The sequence below is a fragment of the Gemmatimonadales bacterium genome (assembly GCA_036500345.1).
In the GTDB taxonomy this organism is placed as follows: Bacteria; Gemmatimonadota; Gemmatimonadetes; order Gemmatimonadales; family GWC2-71-9; genus Palsa-1233.
Window position 1 is genome coordinate 71464 of the sequence record DASYCE010000004.1, and the last position, 20833, is coordinate 92296.

Genomic DNA, 20833 nt, shown 5'->3' on the forward strand with positions numbered 1-20833 from the left:
AAGTATCGGTGGGTGGAATAGCCGCTCGTGTGCACGCGCCGGACGATCCTCCCCCGGGAGGTCGTCCGGCGTCGTCCTGGCCGGCGAAAGGCGCTACCTATCACAGGAACCTCGCCGTAGCTTGAGGAAGTCTCCTCTTCGGCGATGACGATGCCCTCGACACGACGTGATTTCCTGCAGCAGACGGCCGGCGCGATGGCGGCCTTCACCGTTCCGCGACCGGTCGGCGCGCACGCTGTACCTGCCGACCACGTGCGATCAACACCGTCGCGCGTCGTCGCGCAACCGGTGCCGCTCTCTCGCGTCCGACTGACCGGCGGCCCCCTGCGCGACGCGCAACAAGCGGATATGACGTATCTGCTCTCCCTCGAACCCGACCGGATGCTCGCCTTCTACCGCCTGCGCACCGGCCTCCCGGAAAAGGCGCAGCCGTACAGCGGCTGGGACGGCCCGGGGCACAACCTCACCGGTCACGTCGCCGGTCACTATCTCTCGGCGGTTTCCCTGATGTATGCGGCGACCGGCGACGGGCGGTTCAAGCAACGCGCCGACGACGTGGTGAATGGACTCAAGGAGGTGCAGGACAAGAACGGCGACGGCTATCTCTCCGCGCTGGAAAAGGGGCGCGATGCATTCGCGGCGTTGTCGCGGGGCGACATCAAGGCGGCGCCGTTCGACCTCAACGGACTCTGGTCGCCGTGGTACACGCTGCACAAGACCTTCGCCGGACTGCGCGACGCGTGGCGCTACACCGGCAACAAGACAGCACTCACTGTCGAAACGAAATTCGCAGTGTGGGCCGAACGGACGCTGGCGCCGCTCAACGACGCCCAGATTCAGCAGATGCTGAATACCGAGCACGGTGGAATGAACGAGGTCCTCGCGGATCTGTCGGCTGACACCGGCGACGCACGCTGGATGCGCCTGTCGCGCGTCTTCGAGCACCGCGTGGTGGTGGACCCGCTCAAGCGCGGCCACGACGATCTCGCCGGCCTTCACGCCAATTGCACCATCCCCAAGCTGATCGGTTCGGCGGCGCGATACGTCCACACCGGTTCCACCGCCGACATCCTCGCCGCAGGAACGTTCTGGTCCGCCGTTGCCGAGCACCACAGCTTCGTCACCGGCGGGATGGGGAACAACGAATACTTCTTTGCCGCCGATCAGGATGCGGCGCATCTCGCCGGCCGCAGCTGCGAATCGTGCAACGTCTACAACATGTCGAAGCTGAGTCGCACGATGTTCTCGCTCTCTCCTGATCCGGCGTACATCGACTTCCTCGAACGGTCGGTCTTCAATCATGCGCTGGCGTCGTTCAACCTCGACGACGGGCGGATGTCGTACATGGTGCCGGTCGGCCGCGGGGTCGAACAGGAGTACCAGGACATGCACCAGGACTTCACCTGTTGCGTCGGCACCGGCATGGAGAATCATGCGCTGCACGGCGACGGGATCTACTACGAATCGCCCGATGCGGTGTGGGTCAACCTCTTTGCGCCGTCGACAGCGGACTTCGCTCACGGACTCCGGCTCGCGATGGAGACGGACTTTCCCGAAGGCGAGCGCGCCACGATCCGGGTCACGCCGGGTGCGCAGCGCGAATTCACCCTGATGGTGCGCCGCCCGGTGTGGGCCGGTGACCAGTTCGCCATGCGGATCAACGGACAGGAGTTCGCAGTCCCGTCGATCGCGAAGCCGGCGAGCGGTGGCACCGGCCGGCAGGGTGCAGTCGATCCGCACCCGAGCGTGGTGAGCACCTTCGTCGAGTTGCGTCGCGTCTGGCGGAACGGTGATGTCGTGGAAGTGGCACTCCCCAAGTCGTTGCGGCTGGTGCCAACGCCCGATGATCCGAAGGTCGCGGCGATCATGTGGGGACCGCTCGTTCTTGCCGCCGATTGGGGCCCCAGGCTTGAGGGCCGCGCGGCGCGCACTGCCGCGCCACCGGTACCGAAGCTGATGACCAACGGCGCGCCGGTCGCCGAGTGGGTGGTGCCGGGTGCGCGTCCCGGAGACTTTCACGCCGTGCACGTCGCACGCGTGACCGGAGACTCGGCGCCGCCAGGCGACGTGCCGCTGGTGCCGTTCTATCGCAGTCGCGGACGGCGGTACAGCATCTACTTCGACGTCCTCACGCAGGCGGAGTTCGACGCGAAGACGGGGTGATTACTGTCGCTTTCCCTCAAACCGCGCCGGGTCGAGGTTGTATCGCCGCAGCACCGCCTCGACGCGCGGCAATTTCGGGAAGGTGCCGACCAGCCGCGCGGCATAGGTCGGGAAGTCGTCGCCGTCGCCGGCCGTGGCATGTTCCATCGCGTCGATCATCGCTGTCGTATCGTTCAGCCCGGAATACGCGACCACCAGTCCGGTCCATCGCGTCCACGCCCCTTCCGGCATCGCGACCAGACGCTTCACCAGCGCTTGCGCTTCGGCGACATTCCCCGACCGGGCCAGCGCAGATGCCGCGACGCCGATTCGCACCGGGCCCGAGGAGACTGCCAGGATCCGGCGTGAATAGAATGCGGCGGAATCGGGGAACCCTGCCTCCACGAAGGCGAACGCGAGGATCGAGAGTGCAGTCACGCTTGACGGCTCCATCTGCGTGCCGCGCCGCGCCTCTTCCAGTCCTTCGGCTGGGCGCCCCGACTCCGCTTCGGCCCAACCGAGATAGACGGCAGTCATGAAGTAGAGGGGATCGCACGAAACAGCGCGTTGGAGCACTGGAATCGCCTCTGCCGGCCGCCCCTGGTTCATCAGCGTGTAGCCGAGACGGTAGCGCGGCTCGGCGGCATTGGGGTCGAGCGCGATGGCGCGCTTGAGTTCGGCTTCCGCCTCTGGCCAGTCGAACGCCTCTGCATCGACATATCCCAGCGCGAGGTGAGCATCGGACAGCGTCGGATCGAGCCGGACCGCACGCTCCGCAGCTGCTCGCCCGCGTGGCAGCACGTCACCGGTACGCGTCGGCGTGTACGACGGTGAGACCATCAATGCGTTCGACAGCGCAGCCCACGCCCTCGCGAACATGCTGTCGCGAACCGTCGCCTGTTCAAAATCGGCGATCGCCGCAGTGATCCCCGGCCCGCGACGACGATAGAGATACATCCCCTTGAGGTAGAGATCGTATGCTTCGGGATCGCTCGTTCCGCGCGCGGCGCTTCCGGTATTCGCCAACGTGACCTGCAATTGCCCGGCGATGGCGCGCGCGAGCTCGTCCTGCACTGCGCGCACGTCATTGGCCGCGTGCTGATAGTTCTCGCGCCAGACGACCTGGCCATCGCTGGTGTTCGACAATTCAACCGACACGCGAACCTGGTCGCCGTCGCGGCGAACCGTTCCCTCGAGGACCTGACTGACCTGGAGCGCCCGGCCGATCTCCTGCGTCGTTGCTCCCTTTCCGGCGTAGCTCGCCGCCGAACGCTCGCCCGCGAGCCGCAACCCCGGAATCTGCGACAGCGTGTTGGTCACATCGTCGCCGATGCCCTCGGCGAGATAGGCGTTCGCCGTGTCATTTCCCGATGACGCGAATGGAATGATCGCCAGCGACTTCCCTGCACCGGTCGTTGCTTTCGCGCCGGCATGACCACGAAGGACCCACACGCCGGCTGCCACGATCGCGATCACTGCGATCGCGAGAATTCCGCCGACCCTTCGGGAATTGTTGCGCGAACCCTTCGGAACTGATGCAGCGCTCGATCCGGTGCTGACCGCCTGGTCGAGTGCAGCGAGAATCTCTCCCGCCGACGCCGGACGCCGTGCAGGATCCTTTTCCAGCGCGCGAGCGACCACGTCGCAGAGTGCCGCGGGCGCATCGGGGCGTGCTGATGCGAGCGGCGCTGGCTTCTCCGTCATTTGCGCCACCACCATCGCTTGCAGCGATCCCTTCCCCGCAAACGGATGCCGCCCCGCCAGCAACTCCCACGCGATCAATCCCCAGGCATAGATATCGGCGCGATGGTCAGCGTCGGGATCGCCCGCCGCCTGCTCCGGCGCCATATATGCCGGCGTGCCGAGGGTGCTCCCCGCCTGCGTCAGCGTGATGCTGGTGTCGCCGCGGGGATCACCGTCCTGCGTGCGCGAGAGGTCGATCGCCTTGGCGATGCCGAAATCGGCGACAACCGCGGCGCCACCCGAGATCAGCACATTCTCCGGCTTGATGTCGCGATGGACGATTCCTTCGCCATGCGCATATGCCAGGGCGCGGGCGATGTCGCGCAGGATGTGGATCGCATCGGCGATCGGCACCGGTTCGCCGGTTGCCATCCGTGCCCGCAGCGACTCGCCGCGCACAAACGGCATGGTGTAGTACGGCAGGCCGTCGGCGTCGCCCGCCGCCAGCACCGGGACGATGTTCGCCTGCTGCAGGCGCGCCGCGAGCTTCACCTCGCGCGCGAATCGCTCGACACTCATCCCCTCGGCCTGCCCCGGCGTGATCACCTTGATCACCACGCTGCGATTGAGCGCCGTTTCGGTGGCGACGAAGACGCGCGACATCCCGCCGCCGCCGAGTTCGCGCTCGATGAGATACGCACGGCCGAGCGCCGACTGGAGTCGGCCGCGAAGGTCGCCCGACGGCTGGCCCGTACTCACCGCCTCCGCGCCGGAATCGGCCACTTGAGCGTCCCGGGACAGATCGTCTGCCCCAGCTGCTTCACGATGGCGATCAGTCGCAGCTCCGTTCGCAACGAGGCGAAGGTCGGATCACAGCCGATGGTGCTGTTTGCAAGGATGAATTTGTTGAGCCGGACACTTCGCTCCAGCGCGTCAAGCGCCGCTGAGTTGTTGCCTAGTGCGACATTGGCGATCACCAGATCGTAGTCGCGCGACCCGCCCGCCTCGATCCGCTCGATGGCGGCGAGTTGCTGATCCGCCTCTGCCCATCGTCCGGCGAGCGCGAACCGCCAGACGTAATAGCCTCGCACACCAGGTGACATCGAGTCAGCCCGAAACAGCCGCTCGAAGACGGCTTCGGCGCTGTCCGGCTTCTGCGTGAATGCAAACGCCAGTCCGAGATACTCGTTGATGTTCTCGTATGCCGGATCGAGCTCGATCGCGCGATGGGCCGCAACGATCGCCTCGTCGAATCGACCAGCCGAGATGAGTTCGTAGGCGAGATCGTTGAGCGCAACGGGGGAAAGCGGATCGAGATCGACAGCCATGCGCCCTTCGCGGATCGCATCGTCCATGCGCCCCAGTTCCGCGAGATTGTCGGCGTGCCACTGACGTGCCGTGACGTTGCGTGGATCCCGCGCCAGTACACTGGTGAACTCGGGCTCGGCGTCGGCCGGGCGCGCCCCGCCGGTCAAGGCATAGGCGAGCGCGAGCTGTCCGTCGACCAGCGTGGAGTCGATCGCCAGCGCCCGGCGGGACAACCGCACCGCCTCACTGATCGCTGAGTCGGCGGAGACCTGCGTATACCCCGGAATCACCGTGAGGGTCATCGCCAGACCGGCATACGCCTTGGCGAAGTTGCCGTCGAGCGCGATGGCCCGCTGGTAATAGTCAATCGAGTGGCGGAGGTTCTCTCCGCCACGCTTGGCGAAGAAGTACTGCCCTTTGAGATAGAGATCGTACGCGTCCACGTTGTTCGTCCCGCGCTGGGTCTGCGCGGTCGAGGCCCCCGGCGTCGTTTGCAGATGCAGCGCCGCGCTGACCCCGGCGGTGATCGAATCCTGCGCCGCCGAAAAGTTGCCATCTGCCGGCAGCGTGTAGTTGTGCGACCACAACGCCGATTCGTCCGCCACATTCACCAGGTCGACCGTCACGGTGACGTGATCGGCGGTGCGGCGATATTCACCCTGAAGCACCACGGGTACCCGCAGTTGCGTCCCCACGTCATGAATCGGCTTCCCCTTCGCCGCCTCGGACGAAGTGCGCGCCTTGACGGTGAGCCCCGGAAGCGCCATCAGCGCGCTGCGCACATCGTTGGCGATCCCGTCGGCGAGATAATCGTACGCCGTATCGTGCCCGACGTTCTCGAACGGGAGGACAGCGATGGCCCGTGCAGCCGACGAACCACTGTGACCGGCGGCAAGGCGCCAGGCAGCAATTCCTGCGACGACAACAACGCCCGCGGCAATCGCCATCCACGGAATGCGCCGTGCAGCGGGGCGCACCGCCGGGGTCGGTCGCGTCTGCGTCGGCGTGATTCCGCTCGATGGCGTCCCGAACGGCTCGAGAGCGGCGTGCAGGTCGGCCGCGGTCTGCCACCGATCGGCGGGGCGCTTGGCGAGCGCTCGCATCACCACCGCTTCGAGCGGCGCCGGCACACCTGGCCGCCGCTTCCCAACTGGATCGGGCTCCTGCGTGACGTGCGCCGCCAGGACCTGCTGCGGCGTGGCGCCGACGAACGGTGGTTGGCCGGTGAGGAGCTCGTACGCCATCGCTCCAACGGCGTAGATGTCGCTGCGATGATCGATGTGCGGATCGGCCGCGGCCTGCTCCGGCGACATGTACGCCGGCGTTCCCACCGCGACGCCGAGGGTCGTGACGGTGTTCCGACCGGTTGCTTCGCTGATCGCCTTCGCCACGCCAAAATCGGCGACCAGCGCATGACGCCCGGAAAGCATCACGTTGTCCGGCTTGATGTCGCGATGCACCACACCGTGCTCGTGCGCGTGGCTCAGCGCGTCGACCACTTCGGTGATCAGCCGCACTGCTTCGTGCACCGGCAATTCGCCCTCGCGACCGATTCGCTCGCGCAGCGATTGGCCGGTGACGTAGGGCATGACGTAGTAGAGGAAGCCCTCGGCTTCGCCCGAATCGAGGAGCGGCAGGATGTTGGGGTGCTGCAGCTGGGCGGCGATCTCGATTTCGCGGAGGAAGCGCGCCGCGCCCATCGACGCCGCGAGATCCTCGCGGAGCACCTTGATCGCGACCTTGCGGCGGTGCTTGACGTCCTCGGCGAGGTACACGGTTGCCATCCCGCCCTGGCCGAGTTCCCGCTCGATCCGGTAGCGGTCGCCCAACGCGGCCTGGAGCCGGTCGAAGCTCACCCCGTCCACCCGATTGTCTCGCTAGCCGAAGCGGCCGTTTGGAGCGGGTCGAAACTCACAGATTTACACTGCTCACCACTGGGCGTCCTGACGGGCAAGTACGACACATCCGGCGCCCCCGGCGAGTGGGAGGAATGATCAGGCATTCGATGGAGTGCTGAGAGAGGCTTGAATCTGGTCCCGGCGGCGCCTCGGTGGAAGCCTGACGCTGGTCCTGATGCAAGACTTCCTCCGGTCGCCGGAGCGCTACTGTACCCGCCAGATGTCAAGGAAACCGGTGGTTTGGTGGCCGTTGGCGTTCCCTTCCGGGAGCGCGATCCGCCCGTCGACGATGATCGGCGAGTTCCAGTGACCGGGGCCACAGTCGAGCGTGGTCACCTCCCTCCCGGTGGCCGCGTCATAGACGCGGAGCCCGCCGTGCGGGTCGTAGATGAACGCCATTCCGTCAACGATCACGGGGCTCGTCCCGCCGTGCACGTTGTGCCATTCCGGGTGCAGTTGCGTTCCACGGACCGTCCACGCCGAGGTCGCGCCGTTGTCGGCGGCAAAGATCCACTCGGTGCCACCGCTCCTCCAGAGTGCCGGAGCGGTAAAAAGCCTGGTGTTGGACGGTGTCGCGACGCTGGATGCTTCGCCTCCCTTGTGCGGCACGGTGCCGCTCATCGTCGACCAGTCGAGGATCCGGATCAGCGCATCCTTTCCACCCTGCAGGACGAGACCGCCATCGAGGAGGAGCGGCGACGTCGAACCGAGATCGGCGTCGTCGTCGTTGAGCTGCGCCGTATTGATCGGGGTGTAGTTGCCGAGCATGCGGGTGGCGTCGGCGTTGAGCTCGACCACCGCGTCGCCCCAGCTGGTGCGGCCGTCCCACGTCGCGTTGCCGGTCGCGATGAAGATGTTGCCGGTGGCCGAGTCGATCACCGCGCCCGCCCGACCCCAGATCGCCGAATCGCTCTCCTTGCATGATGCCGGGTCGATCAACTCAGCGCGATCGCTGCAGAGCGTATTCCAGACGTGCAACAATCGCCCCGTCGCTGCGTCGAGCACGGCGACGTGTCCCTGATAAGGCGGCGCGTCGCCGATGTATCCGCCAGTCACGGCGATCACCTGCCCGCGAAAGATCGTCAGCGGGGACGCGATCTTCTCGCGCGTCGGAAGACGCGTGATCGATGTGGTCCAGCGCACGCTGCCATCGGCAACGGAGAGTCGTCGAATCGAGCCATCCGGCGCCGCCGCGTAAATCGACTGCCGATCGGGATCGGCGACCGGCGTCGACGTCGTGATCTGTCGCGACCCGGCAAGCGTCGAGTACGACGGCGGCGTGAACTCCCAGAGGACCGTACCGCGATCGGCGTCGATCGCGAGCGTCTTGCCGTACGTCGTAGTGACGAAGAAGACGTCGTGCGCCGATCCGTTCACCGCCACCCCGTGCAGATAGATCGCCGATGCATCGACCGTCCCGTCGATCGCCACCTGCTGTCGCTGCATCAATGCGACGTTGGCGGCGGTCACACCCATCGAAGCCGCGGGCGCACTGCTGCGTGCCACATTCGACCCGAACGTCGGCCAATCGTCGTGGGGCGGCGGGCGACGCCCGCTTGTATTCGAGCCGGGTGTCGGTTCCAAGGCGAGGAGTGTCAGAGCGAAGAGGACAACGGTGGAATGAGACCATGCATGGGTCAGCATCTGGACTCCAACCGTGGAGGTTCTGGCCTGATCGGCGAAGGCGACCGTGGAGTATACTCGCTAGTGTACTGGAGTTTGTAGCAACCATTGATTGATCGCTTCAAATGACGCGCCGGCGCTCAGGTGCAACGCGAGATCATGACCAGTATTGGGAACGATCACGACGGTGAGGCTCGCCGCGTGAGTGTAGAACGGCTGCTCGTTGGCCTTCACGGCGAGCGCATCGGTGCAGTCGAGTGCCAGACCGCACGATAGACGATCTTCCTCTCCCGACATCAGCAGCACGGGCCGCGTGATGCGGTTGCTGATGTTCGAGTCCGCCGGCACGCGGCCGATCGCAATCCCCTGCTGGAATTCCGTCGACGAAACGATCGACTTGTGGGCGTCGTCGTACGCGATCTCCCTCGGGTCGGCACCCGCGACGTCATAGAACGGCGCGCGTCCGGCAGGTGACGCGGTCGTTGTCCAACCGCTGTCCAGCGCGCTACCGGCGAATTGCGGATCGCGGCTCGCCTGACGCAGGACAAGTTCGCCCGTGGTCAGCGCGGGACCGACAGCATGGAGACTGCCGGTGAGCACCAGCCGCGCGGCATCATTGAATTCCGCACTTTCCAACTGGGCGATACGCGATCCGTAGGAGTGGCCTAGGAGATTGACTTCGTGGAACTGCGCGTGAAAGTGCTGCAGAATCTGGTGCAGGACATAAGCGTCAGCGTACATCGTGACGCTCGTGCTGGAAAGCGGGCTGCTCTTGCCGATACCGAGACGGTCGTAAGCGAATGTCGCTCGACCGGCGGCGAGCGCGCGCTGCACGTATGAATATCGCGAACCGTCAAAGCCGGAGTCCCAGTACGAACGGTCGTACGTCGCGCCGTGCACGAGGATATCGATGACGTCGTGCACGTCGGGTCGTGATGGCGAGCAGAACGTCCCGGAAATTGTCGCTGAGATTCCTTCGCCCGGCGCCAGCGCGACATCGAGGGTCGCGGGGATACAACGTCCCGCGGATGATCGCTGCTGTGCCGCAGCGGGGAACAGCGTCGCGGTGGCCGAGATGACCACACACCAGAGCGCAGCAATCCGAGTTGCAATCGGTTGTTTCATTCGAGCGGGCCTCCATCGGCGGCTTGACCGCCGGCGCGAATAGCGGCGGCGCTCCAGGTGAGCCGTCCCGCATCGATGTCGCTGATGACGCGGCGCACCCATGCGAGCTCGATGTCGACGATCGCCGTGAGATACTCCGATTCGAGCAGGAAAAGTCGCGGGACCGCGTCGGCGTGCTCGCGCAACAGGTCGGCCAGCGGCTGGCGTCGGGCATCGAGCGCGGCCGCCCGCTGCGCCAGGACCTCGCGCGCCTGGGGCGGCTCGAAGAGGTAGATGAAGGACAGCGCTGCCGGGAATTCGGGGAATTCGGACGCCGGCGTGGAGAGCATCGTCCGCAGCCAATCGTGAATTGCCTTCCGGCCCGGAGCGGTGAGTTGGTAGACCGTCCGCTCGGGACGATTCTCTGATCTATTGGTGCCCTGAACGGCAATCAGTCCATCCCGCTTCAACCGGGCGATCGTCTGATAGAGGCTGGTGCGGTGGCGGACGTTGACCACATGATGGGTCCCCCGATCGCGCATCAGTTGCTGCATTCGATAGGGATACATCGGTGCTTCGTCGAGAAGGGCGAGGATGACGAGAGCGAGGGGGGAAAGCGCATGCCTGCGCGGTCTTGTCATAGTCATAATATGACTAGTTGTTGAAATACCGTCAAGCAGGTGGGAGGGGATGGCCGGGACGGTCTGTCCGATCCCGTAAGGCAGGTCCCAGGAACCACACGCCGTCACGGCCCCGAAAGATCGAATCCGAATTGGAATCGTGGCGTCGTCTGATTCGAAAGCCGCCACGTGAACTGCGTTCCCAGCTTCAAGGGCGAAAGAAACGGCAACAGGTTCCCCAACCCGAACCCCGCCTCGACGTAACCGTTCGGCGCGGTATGAAATGCACTATCGGTCGGAAGTGGTATGTGATTGTGAAAATCGATCACGAATGCCGAGCTGTAGACCCGGAGGGTGAACGGAAGCAGCCGAATCAACGGTATCCCGCTGCGCTTGAAGATCAGTCCGTTGAAGTCGTGCCGGATCGACAATGACGCCACCTCCGTCCCGCCGAACGCCGTGTCGCCCAACGTCTTGAGGCCCGCTCCCTGAAACCCCAGCGCGTGGACAGAGAAGTCGAGCGTGAAGTACCGCTGCGGGGGCACGGTGCCAGTCGTGGTGCCGAGCAACGCCAGGATCGTCGTGACCCCGGAATTGTGAAGACGCTGATGGCGCTCCAGAAAGAGCGTGTAGCGGGCAAACCGGAAATCCGACGCAATCAGCGACGGGTCCGACACCTCCGCGCCCAAGGTGACCTGCGTCCACACGAGCCCCGGGAGCGGCGTCTCGACGCCGCGCTTTCGCACGAGTGATCGGGAATCATAGGTCAACGTCGCCGAGAGCGACCGCATCCGTCCGCCGGTGATGAACCCATTGGCTCGCTGAGGTTCGGTCGGCGTGAACAGCGAAAAGTCGGTCACCACCGGCAGCGGGCTCTGCAACTGGTCATCGTACTGCAGCCGCAATCGGGTAAAGGTGACCGGCCGGATTCCCACCCAGAACGTGGACCCCTGTTCGCGGTAATAGTCGAGCGGATCTCGCTGGTAGAGGAGTGCTTCAAGCGTGCGGTCGCTGTTGTGTGGCACGATGCTCGGTCGTGTGATCGTTTCATCGTGATAACCGGCACCGACCCACAATCGCTGCGGCTGGGACAGCTGCAACGCACCTCCTGCGCGGTATTGCCACCGCGAGCTTCCAAATGCGTAACCAATTTTTCCGTCCGCGATCACATTCTCCGACGCGCGCCAGAGCGCACCGGCGCCGGCATAGGCGCCATCCACGCGGTTGAAGTGGAAGAAGTCCCGGGAGACCACTTCGATCTGACTGGTCGAGACACTGCGCCGCACGCCCGAGACGCGTCCTGACAGTCGATGCGCACTCGAATCCCGATGCATCCAGACCCGTTGTTCTCCGGCCGTCTGGGCAATGACCGGAGGCTCCAGCCAGAGCGGGTTGTCGTAGCTGTCGGCGTCGGGAGCAACATCAATCCGGATTTCGTTATCCTCGACCGCCGGGGCGGCAGGTTCGACCTGATAGTGGTCGAGATGCGCTTCCTGGCTGACGTGCATGTATCGCGACAGCTTCGGGATCTTGATCGGCAGATGCGCATCGGCCGTGAGCGTCAGGTCGTGCGGCATCCAGTGCCCGTCCCCGACGTCGGCGTAATGCTGCCGATAGCGCACGTTGTGCCACATTCCGAAATCCGCTGCTTCGGTGACGCCAAGATCCATCCCCACGACGTCGTGCGTCGACTCGGAAATGTCGATCGTCCCGGTGAAGCCGAGGGTCGTCGGCGTCCGGGGCAGTATGGCGAGATGATACACTCGCACCCCATCGACCGTGCCCAAGCCGAGCAATTGATACCGGTAGAAGGTGATGGCGTCATCGGCGATCGGCGACACAAAGTCGTACGGTGGGATGTTGATCCGCTGACGCTGAAAGTCGGCAATGTCGACGACTGCAAGCGTCTTCCAGACAAAGGTGAACCTGCTCGCGCGGCGCCGCGCCAGGATCGTTTCGTGGTAGTGCTGCGGCGCACGCCAGTCGACCGCACTGCGGCTCTCACTCACCGTGGCAACCGCGGCGATGGAGTCGGCGGGGACCTCCGTATCGTAGACGGCGAGCTTGACGGCGGCCTGATAGCTCTGGCGCGTTCCATCGGGGAGTTGCGCGTGCCGGCGCGCAACCGCCGCCGCAATGATGGTCCGCCCCGCGTGGAGTGTCGTATCGCGCTGGGCGGCCAACGGTGTGACGCCGAACAGGATTGCTGCACAGCAGTAGTAGATGCGAATCGTGGTACCCTCAGCGGCAGATCGCGGCCCACTCGCCGCGGATGGTGTCAGGCCGGTGTCAGCATTGGTGACGGTACCTTCATTGAGGAGACGCCGCGCAGTTGGGTTCGGCGCACTCGCCCTACAAACTGATTCGGCACCAGCCGTAAATCGTAATCTGGCTGCAAGGTTGGGCGGCTATGCTGGGAAATGACAGTGCGTCGCGCGACGATGGAATCCGTCGAAGCATGGAGGAGTCGACCTGCCGAACCTCGCTGACTGGTATCAAACGTTCGTCCGGTGCTTCATCGCCTGCACACTGTTCGTCCCCGTCGCCGTGTCGGCACAGACAGCGGCCGCGCACTCCGCGGCGGCGATCGATTCGCTTCCCAATGCGGGCTGGCGCGACCTGGCGATCGGCGGCGGCATCATCACCGGGGCGTTCCTGTTCGACGCACCGATCGGTCACTACTTCGACGGACCTCATTCATCCACCGCAACCAGCGCGGCGCGCAACTTCCAGAAATTCGGCGAGATCACCGGCATCGGAGCCGTAATTGGTGGACTCGGCGTGGCAGCCATTGTCACCCGCAACCATCACCTCGCCCAAGCGACGTTGCGCACTGCCGCTGGACTGGCGCTCGCGTCGGGTGTCACACAAGGGTTGAAGTACGCGGTTGGGCGCCAACGTCCCTATCTCGACCCCGACCGGGATGCGACTGATTTTCATTGGTTCGCCGGCACGCCGTCCGGAAGCCCTTCGTTTCCCTCGGGCCACACCGAGACCGCGTTCGCTCTCGCCACCTCTCTCGGCGATGCGATCGATCGGACCTGGGCACGCGTTGCACTGTACGGCCTCGCTACCGGCACCGGCTGGGCGCGGATGCAACAGGAACAGCATTGGCTCTCCGACATCGTCGCGGGCGCTGGTGTGGGAATTCTCGCCGCCAAATTCGCCGACGGCCGGCTCCGGCTGTTCGGGATGCGCGCGCCGCGAGTGCTGCTCTCGGCCCACAGCGCTGGCGTGCGGTGGATGGTGCCGATTCGGTAGACCCTGGCTCGGTGATGAGACGATCGAGCTGTCCGCCTCATGCCAACAGCTATTGCTCCGCTCGCTCAGCAACGATTCCGTCCGTCAGTTCATTGATCTGAACGGCGACATGAAACGGCTCGTTGCGCAGGCTGAGCTCGACCGTCCAGATCCATTGCCCAGGTGAGCCGTCGAGCGACGCGAATCGCATCTCCGATGCGGACGACCGGAATACCTGATCGGAATCCTCTGGGAGAACACCAGCAGCGCGCAGATGGCCCAAGGCGATCTCATGTATCGCCAACCGCGTCAGCGAACACTTCCGAGCGGCAAGGTCAGGCTCGGCGGTGACCGGAATGGCCAGCGAATCAATGCACGGGAATGCTTGCTGAATTGAAGCGAAGCGTTTCGCGGAACGATCGACCGCCGATTTGTCGATCGACGTTTTGACACAGGCCACCGCAACAGCGACACATACAACTGCTATTGCCGAAGCTCTCATCCTCATGGGTCCTCAGTTGGGCGACGCGGCCGTTCGAGAAGTCTTCGGCTTCTGGTTTCGGCACGATGCCAGTCAAGAATCGCGAGCGGCACGATTAGGCTTCGAACGAGCAGCGATCTCGCGAGCTCGGTCAGCGAACCCGATATTCGCTCTGGCGACCAGGCGGCGACAAGCTATTGCCGGCGCTGCGCGGCGCGCCGACGCAAGTGCAGGTATTGGCTACTGGTGGTTGAGGTACCTGTCCGGGATGGGCACTCCGGGCTGCTCGGCCGCCCAGTACACCGTCACCAACCACCAGCGCCTGCCATCGTACAACATCTGGATGCTGTTGATGCCGCGCGCGAACGGCGCCGCGTCCCCTGCCGCTCGACGCGACTCGTATGTGCTGAAGCGATGCACGACGCCGTTGAACGACTCGCCGGTGTGCCACACTTCCTTCTCGAAGAAACCGAGGTGCTCCATGCTCGGTCCGGCGAGATCCGCGAACTCCTCCGGCGTCTCCGCGTGGATGCCGAACCTCGCGGGATCAAGCTCCTCCTTCGGAATGAGCTGCCCGCCCGGCGCGAACAGCCCGCGAAAGCGATCCCAGTCACGATCCTGGCACGCCGGACCTGAAATCACATCGTAGAGCGCGGCGACGATCGCGTCCTCGGACGCGACGTCCGCTGGGGACACGCCATGGGTGCTCGGCGCCGCGCGGGTGGCGCAGTTCGCGAACGTCGGGCCCGGCGACGTTGCCAGCAACGCGAAGCGCTTGATCCTCGACGGATCGCCATCTGCGAGCTGGATGTTCCCACGTACGCTGACAGCGGCCGAGCGCGAACGCGCCGCAAAGATGATTCCCGACGAATCCTCGCTGACGACACTCACCTGGCCGAGCGAGCCGAATTCCCGATGCCGTCCCAGCCACATCGGCGCCTTGCATGTGGGGCAGTGCGCCGCTGCGAATGCCTCGAGCCCGGCGCTATCCTCCGCGTTGAATCTATCGAGCCACTGCGTCAGAAGCCGGCCGGCAGGTGAGTCGAGCGTAGTGACCGCAATCTGCGCGCACATCGTCGTCGGGACGCCGAGTGCGGCGCAAGTGAAGAGCATGCGCGCGAAACGGATGGCGATCATCATTCCTCCCGCAACGCAGTCATCGGATCCATCCGCGCAGCGCGCCAGGCCGGGGCCGCAGCGGCCGGCATCGCAACGCCGAGCAGGACGCCGGCGCAACTGATCCAGGTCCCCGGATCGGATGCCGTTAGGCCGAAGAGAAATGGTGCGATGAGCCGCGTCGCGGCCACTGCGAGCAGCATGCCGATGCCGAGCCCGGCGACGACCACCACGCCCACCTCGCCGACGGCCATCCGGAGCACCCCCCCTCGCGCTGCGCCAAGGGCGATGCGAATGCCGATCTCGTTCTTTCGGCGGGCGATGGTGTACGACACCGTGCCGTACAGGCCGATCAGCGCGAGCAGGAGTGCCAGGCCGCCGAAGAAAGTCGCAAGTGTGGTGAGCAGGCGATCCAGGTTCAGCGATCGCGCCACCTGCTCGCTCAACGTCGTGAATTGCAGCGACGCCGTCGGCGAAAGCTCGGCCATGACACTCTTGACGCCGCTGACGAGGGAACCCGGCGCGACATCGCTGCGGAGTTCGACCGTGAAGCTGCCAAGCGGACGGTCGACCTGCGCGGCCGGGAGGTAGATCACCATGCCGGCAGTATCGCGGAGTGAGGCAAATCTCGAATCCTCGACGACGCCGATCACTTCGAACGGCGCGCTTTCGTGATCGCGAATCGCTCTTCGGAATTCCTTCCCGATCGGGTCGGCCGAGCCGAAGAGCTGGCGCGCCACGCTTCGGGTGACCAGCGCGACCTGCGGCGAGCCTGCGTGGTCGGCCGCGCCGATGTCTCGCCCACGAAGCAAGCGCGTGCCCAGCGTGCTGAAATAACCCGGACTGACGTAGTTGACCCACGAACGCGCGTCCTGCTTGCGCAGGGGATGATAGCCGTCGGCGACAAGGAACGTGTTCTCGCCGTGGTTAGCCAGCGGAGTCATCGACGAGAACGCGGCGGAACGAACCCCGGCCACCGCGCGCAACCGTTCGAGGACGGTGGTGCGAAACGCGGCATTCGTGTCAGTGAGCTCCACGTCTGCGAGGAGCACTCCCTCGCGGCGGAAACCGCCGCTGGTGCTCGTGAGGTTCCGGAACGAATTGAGGAGCAGACCGGCGGACGTCAACAACACAAACGACAGCGCGACCTGCCCTGCGACGAGCGCCCACGCAACATGGCGACGCCCGCGGCCAACCATACCGCGACCTTGTCCCTTGAGTGCCGACTGCGGGTTGGCGTGTGCCGAGCGCCACGCAGGTGCCAACCCGAGGAAGAGGCCGCTGATCAGTGCCGCCAGCGTCGTGAACGCGAGCACCCGTCGATCGATGGCCAGATCGAGCCACGCAGCGCGGCCACCGACGGAAAGGAAGTTCGTCAGCAACTGCGCGCCCCATCGCGCGAAGAGCACGCCAAGAGCTGCGCCAAGCATCGAAAGGAGCATCGCCTCGGTGAGCATTAGGCGAATGAGGCGTCCGCGACTTGCACCCAGCGCGAGCCGTGTCGCCAGTTCGTGCTGCCGCACGGTAGCGCGAGCCAGAAGGAGGTTCGCGACATTCGTGCAGGCGATGAGCAGCACCAGTGCCACGACGACCATCAGGAGGCGAAGCGCACCGGCGTATTGCAGGCGCAGCTCGGAGAAACCGTTGGCAGCGGGTTCGACTTCGAGCCGGCGCTTGAGATATCTCGCCTGGCCGTCGGGCTGCATGTGCTGCGGCACCGTCGCCTGGAAGACCCCGGTTGCGAATCCGGCGAGGAGCGCATCGGTCTGCGCGACTGTGGCACCTGCCCTCGGCCGGGCCATGATGTTCAGCCACCAGACGCTGCGATCGTCGAGGGCGTTCTGCGGTGCATCGACGGCCGGTTCACTGCAGATCGGCACGTAGAGTTCCGATTGCCGCCCGACGTCCAGGCCGAAAAAGGCGCGATTGACCACGCCGACGACGGTGAACGCGTGGGAGTTGATCATCAGGCGCTTCCCGATCGCGTCCTGTGCGCCTCCGAACTCGGTTTGCCAGAGTCCGTAGCCGAGCACGGCGATGGCGGGACAGCCGGGGACGTCGTCGGCGTGCACGATAGTGCGTCCCACTATCGCCGCCACGCCGAGCGAGGCGAAGTAGTCGCCGCTGATCCACTCACCCGCGACCGGGCGCGCTTCACCGCCCTGCGCAAGGTTGAACCGGTCCGGTCCGTACGCGAACGCGCTGGCGTAGAGTTCGGGATGACCGCGCAGCTGTTCCCAGACCGGGTTGGTGAAGACGTCGCCCCCGTCCTTCCCCATCGTCACCTTGAGCAGCGTCTCGGGATGGTTCACCGGTAACGACCTGAGAATCACCGCGTTGATCAGCGTGAAAATCGCGGTGTTGGCGCCGATGCCGAGCCCGAGGGAAAGGACCGCGACGATGGCGAAGCCGCGATTGGAGCGAAGCGCGCGCGCGGCCTGACGCAGGTCGGCGAGGAGCGCATCGAGCCAGATCAGGATGTCGGCGTCGCGTGTCCGATCCTTTATCACGCCGCGATTGCCGAAGCGCCGGCGAGCCTTTCGCCGCGCCTCTGCCTCCGGCATGCCGGAGGCGACCAGCTCGTCCACGCGTTCAGCAAGATGAAATCCGATTTCGCGATCGAGATCACGCGAGTGGCGATCGGACCGGAGCAGATTGGTGAGTCGTCGATACCACGCCATGCGCGCCTCCGGTTGTGCCAGTCGGTGTCAGGCGTAACGCAGGACGCGTTGCACGCCGTCGGTCAGCCGGGCCCAGCTTTCCTGCTCGCGAGCGAGCTGGCGCTTCCCGGCGGCGGTGAGCGTGTAGTAGCGCGCCTGGCGATTCTTTTCGGTGGTGCCCCATTCGGCTCGCACCCAGCCGTCCTGCTCCATCCGATGGAGTGCCGGATAGAGCGACCCTTCCTCGACGCGGAGGAGATCGGACGACGCGGCCTGTATGTGCGCGGTGATGGCGTACCCATGCATCTCGCCGCACGCAGCGAGTGTCTTGAGCACGAGCAGGGCGAGGGTGCCCTGGAGAATGTCGTTCTTCTGTCGTCGCGTCACCGGGCTCTCCTCTAACTAGCTATGGAAGAGAGTTATGGACGGCGGGGCGGGATGTCAAGTCGAAATCACGTCACCCGATGTTCACCTGATGTTCACCTCCGTGCACGGTAGGACACTCCAGGACACTCCACGCGCCCGCAGACCCGCACGATAGTACGCGCTAATCCCCCTACGCCCCATACGGCACCCAGATATTCTTCACTTGGGTCGCCTGCCGCAGGAACTCCGGCCCCTCTCCCTCCTCCGGATCCCGCCACTCCCGCACCGTCCACTCAGTCCATGTCCGCTTCATGTTTCCGGCACTGAGCTTCTCCGCTTCCGTCGCATCGGCGCGCGTCCCGAAGACCCAGATCGCGTCGACATCGTCGTGCCCGGCCAGCGGCGTCAGCAGTTCCTTCCGGAGCCCGGTGACAATGTTCACCACACCACCCGGCAGATCGCTCGTGTCGAATACCTGATAGAGATCGGTCGCCAGCAGCGGCCCCGTCTCCGACGGCACCACCACCACCCGATTCCCCATCGCAATCGCCGGGAGAATCATCGACAGCAGCGCCAGCAGCGGTCCCTCGTCCGGCGCCACGATCCCGATCACACCGATCGGCTCCGGCATCGCCAGCGTCACGTTGCGCATTGGCGTGTGGTGTACCGCCCCGTCGTACTTGTCGGCCCACGCCGCATACGAGAAGCACCGGCGCACCGCGAGGTCGACGATCTTCGCGCCCGCGATTCCCGTCATCGCCTTGGTCCGCGCCGCAAATTCGTCGCGGCGCGCGGCGAGGTTTTCTCCGATGTAGTAGAGCACTTGCGCGCGGAGATGCGCCGTCGCGCGCGACCACCCCGACGCCGCATGCGCCGCCTCGACCGCGTTCCGGACGTCCTTGCGATTCCCGCGCCCGACTTCCGCGATCACTTTCCCACTGGTGTCGTGCACCGGCAGCGAATATCCCGAGTCGGGGCGTACCTGCTTGCCGCCGATGTAGAGCTTCGGCGTGCGATCGATTTCTGTCATCCCGAGCGCAGCGAGGGACCGCTCCGTCGCGGGCCGATCCCTCCCCTTCGCGTCGCCCGGGGTCGGGATGACAGTACTGATACGTTCCGCACGATCCTTGTGCGCCATTCTCAGATACTCGTACATCCCCTCGCGCCCGCCTTCACGCCCGTACCCGCTCTCGCGGTACCCACCAAACCCGCTCGCGGCATCAAACATGTTGGTGCAGTTCACCCACACCGTCCCCGCCTTGAGTCTCGGCGCCACGTCGAGCGCAGTGTTGAGATTGTCACTCCAGACACTCGCGGCGAGCCCGTAGCGTGTGTTGTTGGCGATCTCCACCGCTTCATCAGGCGTGCGGAACGTCATCAGCACCACAACCGGCCCGAAGATCTCGATCTGCGCCACCGTCGCCGCCGGCGAGACGTTGGTGAAGAGCGTCGGCGGGTAGAACAATCCCTCCTTCGGCACGCTCCACGACGGCTGCCAGCACTTGGCGCCCTCCTCAACGCCCTGCTTCACCAGCGCATCGATCCGCTCCAGCTGCACTGGTGCCACGATCGCGCCGATGTCGACCGACTTGTCGAGCGGCGAACCGGCGCGCAGCGTCTCCATCCGCGCGCGCAATTTCGCCGTCAGTGCGTCCGCCACACTCTCGCTCGCCAGGATCCGTGAACCGGCGCAGCAGACCTGCCCCTGGTTGAACCAGATCGCGTCGACCACACCCTCGACCACCGAATCGAGATCGGCGTCGTCGAAGACGATGAACGGCGATTTCCCGCCGAGTTCGAGTGTGAGCTTCTTGCCGCTCCCAGCCGTCTGCGCCCGGATCGCGCGCCCCACATCGGTCGACCCGGTGAACGCCACCTTGTCGACATCGGCATGTCCCACCAGCGCGGCACCGGTCTTCCCGTCGCCGGTGATGATGTTGACGACGCCCGCAGGAAACCCGATTTCGTCGAGCAGGTCCGCGAAGCAGAGCGCGGTGAGCGGCGTGTATTCCGCGGGCTTGAGGACCACTGTATTCCCTGCTGCTATAGCCGGCGCGATTTTCCACGCCAGCATCAGCAGCGGGAAGTTCCACGGAATGACCTGCCCCACCACGCCGACCGCTTCCATCCCCGGGAATTCACGATCGAGGAGCTGCGCCCATCCCGCGTGGTGATAGAAGTGGCGGGCGACGAGCGGGATGTCGATGTCGCGCGATTCGCGAATCGGCTTGCCGTTGTCGAGCGATTCGACCACCGCAAAGAGTCGCGAATTCCGCTGCATCGCCCGCGCGATGGCATACATCCAGCGAGCACGGCCCGCGCCGCCGAGGGCCTGCCATCCGGGGAGCGCCGCACGCGCGGCGGCGACTGCGGCATCGACGTCGGCGCTGCTTCCCTCTGTGACCTGGGCGAGATCCTTCCCCGTCGCCGGATTGATCACGGTGAAGAGATCGGCGGGAGCAGTCCACACGCCGTTGATGTATTGCCCGAAACGGCGGTCGTGCCCGTCGAGCCACTCGTTGGCGAGCGCCGGCGATTCCGGTGCCGTCCCCCACGCCATCGAGTCGAATGCTTCGCGCACTGTCGTCATGG

The 20833-nt window shown here is 65.3% G+C and carries 13 protein-coding genes; 2 read left to right on the forward strand and 11 right to left on the reverse strand.

Features of this window, described 5'->3' with window-relative positions; all coding sequences use genetic code 11:
* Window positions 1–144 precede the first annotated feature (144 nt).
* Window positions 145–2163, forward strand: a complete 2019-nt coding sequence (locus tag VGM20_02040; GenBank protein ID HEY4099636.1) for a beta-L-arabinofuranosidase domain-containing protein — start codon at window positions 145–147, stop codon at window positions 2161–2163.
* On the opposite strand, the gene VGM20_02045 is transcribed toward VGM20_02040, so the two are convergent.
* The 6 genes from VGM20_02045 to VGM20_02070 all read right to left on the reverse strand — a co-directional run bounded on the left by VGM20_02045 (window position 2164) and on the right by VGM20_02070 (window position 12561).
* A complete protein-coding gene (locus tag VGM20_02045) occupies window positions 2164–4608 on the reverse strand; it encodes a protein kinase (GenBank protein ID HEY4099637.1) in 2445 nt (814 codons plus the stop codon).
* Complete coding sequence (locus VGM20_02050) at window positions 4581–6989, reverse strand: protein kinase (GenBank protein ID HEY4099638.1); 2409 nt, start codon at window positions 6987–6989, stop codon at window positions 4581–4583. Before VGM20_02050 ends, VGM20_02045 begins: the two co-directional genes overlap by 28 nt.
* Window positions 6990–7235: 246 nt before the next feature.
* The gene (locus VGM20_02055) at window positions 7236–8675 is read right to left on the reverse strand and encodes a PQQ-binding-like beta-propeller repeat protein (protein ID HEY4099639.1); all 1440 of its coding nucleotides are present in this window, start codon (window positions 8673–8675) and stop codon (window positions 7236–7238) included.
* Window positions 8676–8735: 60 nt separating this feature from the next.
* A complete protein-coding gene (locus VGM20_02060; GenBank protein ID HEY4099640.1) occupies window positions 8736–9881 on the reverse strand; it encodes an alpha/beta fold hydrolase in 1146 nt (381 codons plus the stop codon).
* Window positions 9776–10399 (reverse strand): PadR family transcriptional regulator, encoded by a 624-nt coding sequence (locus VGM20_02065; protein HEY4099641.1) that lies wholly within the window; start codon window positions 10397–10399, stop codon window positions 9776–9778. The genes VGM20_02060 and VGM20_02065 overlap by 106 nt, the downstream gene beginning before the upstream one ends.
* A gap of 104 nt (window positions 10400–10503) precedes the next feature.
* Window positions 10504–12561 carry a DUF5686 family protein gene (locus VGM20_02070; GenBank protein HEY4099642.1) on the reverse strand — a complete coding sequence of 686 codons (2058 nt, stop codon included), beginning with the start codon at window positions 12559–12561 and terminating at the stop codon, window positions 10504–10506.
* 364 nt (window positions 12562–12925) lie between these two features.
* Between VGM20_02070 and VGM20_02075 the strand changes: the two genes are divergently transcribed.
* Window positions 12926–13639 (forward strand): phosphatase PAP2 family protein, encoded by a 714-nt coding sequence (locus VGM20_02075; GenBank protein HEY4099643.1) that lies wholly within the window; start codon window positions 12926–12928, stop codon window positions 13637–13639.
* A 49-nt stretch (window positions 13640–13688) separates the two neighbouring features.
* Here the strand turns inward: VGM20_02075 and VGM20_02080 are convergent, their stop codons facing one another.
* The 5 genes from VGM20_02080 to VGM20_02100 form a co-directional block, all read right to left on the reverse strand.
* Window positions 13689–14078: a hypothetical protein gene (locus tag VGM20_02080; protein ID HEY4099644.1), complete on the reverse strand. Its 390-nt coding sequence runs from the start codon at window positions 14076–14078 to the stop codon at window positions 13689–13691.
* Window positions 14079–14339: 261 nt separating this feature from the next.
* A complete protein-coding gene (locus tag VGM20_02085) occupies window positions 14340–15236 on the reverse strand; it encodes a hypothetical protein (protein ID HEY4099645.1) in 897 nt (298 codons plus the stop codon).
* Window positions 15236–17896 (reverse strand): ABC transporter permease, encoded by a 2661-nt coding sequence (locus VGM20_02090; protein HEY4099646.1) that lies wholly within the window; start codon window positions 17894–17896, stop codon window positions 15236–15238. The genes VGM20_02085 and VGM20_02090 overlap by 1 nt, the downstream gene beginning before the upstream one ends.
* A 27-nt stretch (window positions 17897–17923) precedes the next feature.
* On the reverse strand, window positions 17924–18262 hold the full coding sequence (locus VGM20_02095; protein ID HEY4099647.1) for a PadR family transcriptional regulator: 339 nt from the start codon (window positions 18260–18262) through the stop codon (window positions 17924–17926).
* Window positions 18263–18431: 169 nt separating this feature from the next.
* The gene (locus VGM20_02100; GenBank protein ID HEY4099648.1) at window positions 18432–20831 is read right to left on the reverse strand and encodes an aldehyde dehydrogenase family protein; all 2400 of its coding nucleotides are present in this window, start codon (window positions 20829–20831) and stop codon (window positions 18432–18434) included.
* Window positions 20832–20833 lie beyond the last annotated feature (2 nt).